Raw genomic sequence first — 2,942 nt, forward strand, 5'->3', positions numbered from 1 at the left:
GATTCAGGCGGTCATTGCAACAGGAGGTTTTCGATCAGTTCGATCGGTTTCTTGAACTCTAGTCTTTTGCGCGGTCGGTCGTTGAGTTCCTGGGCGACCCAGTCGAGGTCTGTCGCGCTGTGGATGCTCAGGTCGGTGCCCTTGGGGAAATATTGGCGCAGCAGGCCGTTGGTGTTTTCGTTGATGCCGCGCTGCCAGGGTGAGTGCGGATCGCAGAAGTAGATGTCGATGCCGGCGTCGATCTTCACGGTTTTCCAGTCCTGCATCTCGATGCCTTGGTCCCAGGTCAGGGAATGCCGCAGCGACTCGGGGAGCGTCTTGATCTTCGCTGCCAGGGCGTCACGCATTTGTTCTGCTTTATAGCCATCCGGAAGATGAACGAGCATCGTGTAGTTGGTGGTTCTCTCCACAAGGGTCCCGATCGCGGACTGATTCCCTTTGCCGATTATGAGGTCGCCCTCCCAATGCCCGGGCACGGCCCGGTCCTGAACCTCGGGGGGACGCTCGGAGATATTGATCATCCCCGGAATCCGGTTCTTCCGCGGGCCGGCCTTCCTGCAGGGCTGCATGACCGCCCGCCCGGTGCGCAGGCACGCGGCCAGATCACGGTTCAGAACTCCGCGGGACTGAACGTAGAGGGACTGGTAGATCGTCTCAGGTGACACCCGCATCTCCGGCTCATCGGGGAACCCAACCCGCAGGCGTCCTGCGATCTGCTCAGCCGAATACTTCTTTTTCAGGTCCTCCTCCACCTTCGCACGCAACACCGTGTTCGTGTGCAGTTTCGCCGGTTTCGGCCGCGAAGCCCGCTCATACGCCAGAGCATGGGCCGACGTCGCCCGGTAAGGCAACCCGGCCACCGAATTGCGCCGAAGCTCCCTGGACACCGTCGAGGCAGATCTGCCGACCACGGCCCCGATCCGGCGCAGCGAGTATCCCTGGGCGCGCATCACCGCGATCTCCTCACACTGGGCGAAAGTCAGGCACCTGCCCTTCAGATCCCTGCCGCGGCGTGGCCTGACACCCCCGGCCTCGGCCAGGACCCGGCGCCCAGTCCGCCTGCTCGTATTGATCGGCACAACAGCGTCAGTGATGAAATCACCGGCCTGCATCCCAGCCCAAAACAGCTGCAGAAGATCCGGTCTTACATAAATCGAATACCCCGCCATAACAACACCCATCCGCTAAGTGTTGCAATCACCGCAAGAACCCAAGGATCCCCTTGCGGGCCTCGACTCGTCGTTGCATGACCGTGTTCGTCAGAGCATCGAAGTGAGTACGCCTCCATCTGCGCGCATGGCGGCCCCGTTTGTTGCCGATGAGAGTGGGCTTGCGAGGAAGACTGCCAGGTTTGCGATTTCTTCAGGCTCTATGAACCGCTCGAGGAGCGAGGTCTGATTTCCACCGATGATGGCCGCCTTGAGTTCACTTGTCGCGAGCTGCTGCGTCTTCGCAATTTGCTCGATTGTTTCGGCGACGCCGTCTGAATAGGTGGGTCCGCCAAGGATTGTATTGACCGTAACGCCGGTACCACGGGTGAGCTTGGCAAGTCCGTTGCTCAAGGCGAGTAGTCCTGCCTTGGTCACGCCGTAGTGGGTCATGTCGGCAGGGATGTTTACTCCCGATTCGCTGCCGATGAATATGATCCGGCCCCATCCGGCGTCCACCATTTTGGGAAGTACTGCGCGTGACAGCCGCACGCCACTCATAACGTTCACATCGAAGTAGCGCCCCCAGTCATCATCGGAGATTTCCCCGAAGGGTTTCACTTCGAAGAGTCCGACATTGTTCACGAGGATGTCGATGTCCTCGAGCGAACCCAGCAGGTGCTGTACCTCCGCAGGGTTGCGAAAGTCAGCAGCAATGCCTGAGACGATCGCGCCGGGCACCTCTGCCCTAAGTTTGCCCACCGCGCTTTCGACCCGGCTCTCATCGCGCCCGTTGATGATGACAGACACGCCCTCTCGAAGCAGCGCCTTCGCAATCGAGTAGCCAATGCCCTGGGTAGCGCCGCTAATGAAGGCCCGATTGGCCGCTAACTGCATGTCCATGATTGTGTTGCCTCACATTTTTTACTTGCTTGGGAAACCAAATGCTACAAGTAAATGATTGCTCAGTCAACTAAATGTGCAGCTAAACCCGGCTGTATCTCGTACTCTGGTCGTATGACTGATAGCAGCCCTCCAGTAGAACTAGCCGGTGAGGACCTTGAGACATGGGCGGGACTGGCTACCGTTTTGGAGTGGTTGCCGCCTGCGCTCGATGCGCCGTTGGTGCAAGATTTTGACCTAACACACTTCGAGTACGGCATCCTCTTCGCATTGGCTGACGCAGCTGATCGGACACTTCGCATGAGTGATCTGGCCGGCTTTGCCAACAGCTCTCTGTCGCGACTGTCTCGCGCAGTGTCACGGCTGGAAGGCCGGGGCTGGGTTCGGCGCTCCCAGGACCCCAGGGACGGGAGATCCACCCGAGCAACTCTCACCGACGCCGGCCGCAAGGTGATCAATGAGGCAACTCCGAGTCATGTCGACACCGTCAGAAGGCTGGTCCTTGACCCGCTAACGGCCGCTCAAAGACGCCAGTTGCGAGAGATCACCTTGCGTATTCAAAAGGCAATCAGGACACAGGAGGGATGGCGGCCGCCGCGAGGCATCAGTTCTCCCGCAGCATCGGAATAGCACATGTAGTCCTCGCAGAGTTCAGCTAGCAACTCGGGAACCATGCGGGTTGTCCGGTGAGGGATCCTTGGGTTCTCGCGGTGATTGCAACACTTAGCGGATGGGTGTTGTTATGGCGGGGTATTCAATTCATTTGAGGCCTGATCTCTTGCAGGTTTTTTGGGCCGGGATGCAGGCCGGTGATTTCATCACTGACGCTGTTGTGCCGATCAATACGAGCAGGCGGACTGGGCGCCGGGTCCTGGCCGAGGCCGGGGGTGT

Annotated in this window: 3 protein-coding genes and 1 pseudogene; 2 read left to right on the top strand and 2 right to left on the bottom strand. The window is 59.3% G+C overall.

The features are described from left to right. Positions 1-11: 11 nt before the first annotated feature. Entirely contained in the window at positions 12-1,181 is a 1,170-nt protein-coding gene (locus tag ABIB49_RS19140) for an IS30 family transposase (protein ID WP_502913846.1), read from the bottom strand. A 78-nt stretch (positions 1,182-1,259) separates the two neighbouring features. Further along, positions 1,260-2,051 (bottom strand): SDR family NAD(P)-dependent oxidoreductase, encoded by a 792-nt coding sequence (locus tag ABIB49_RS19145; RefSeq protein ID WP_282361125.1) that lies wholly within the window; start codon positions 2,049-2,051, stop codon positions 1,260-1,262. A gap of 114 nt (positions 2,052-2,165) precedes the next feature. Here ABIB49_RS19145 and ABIB49_RS19150 point away from each other — a divergent pair, with 114 nt between their 5' ends. Both ABIB49_RS19150 and ABIB49_RS19325 read left to right on the top strand, forming a co-directional pair. After that, positions 2,166-2,681 (top strand): MarR family winged helix-turn-helix transcriptional regulator, encoded by a 516-nt coding sequence (locus tag ABIB49_RS19150; RefSeq protein WP_226775795.1) that lies wholly within the window; start codon positions 2,166-2,168, stop codon positions 2,679-2,681. Positions 2,682-2,781: 100 nt separating this feature from the next. After that, positions 2,782-2,942: pseudogene (locus ABIB49_RS19325) on the top strand (IS30 family transposase); the annotation flags it as partial.

Origin of the sequence: Arthrobacter sp. UYCu512, from assembly GCF_040547075.1 — a bacterium.
GTDB lineage: Bacteria > Actinomycetota > Actinomycetes > Actinomycetales > Micrococcaceae > Arthrobacter.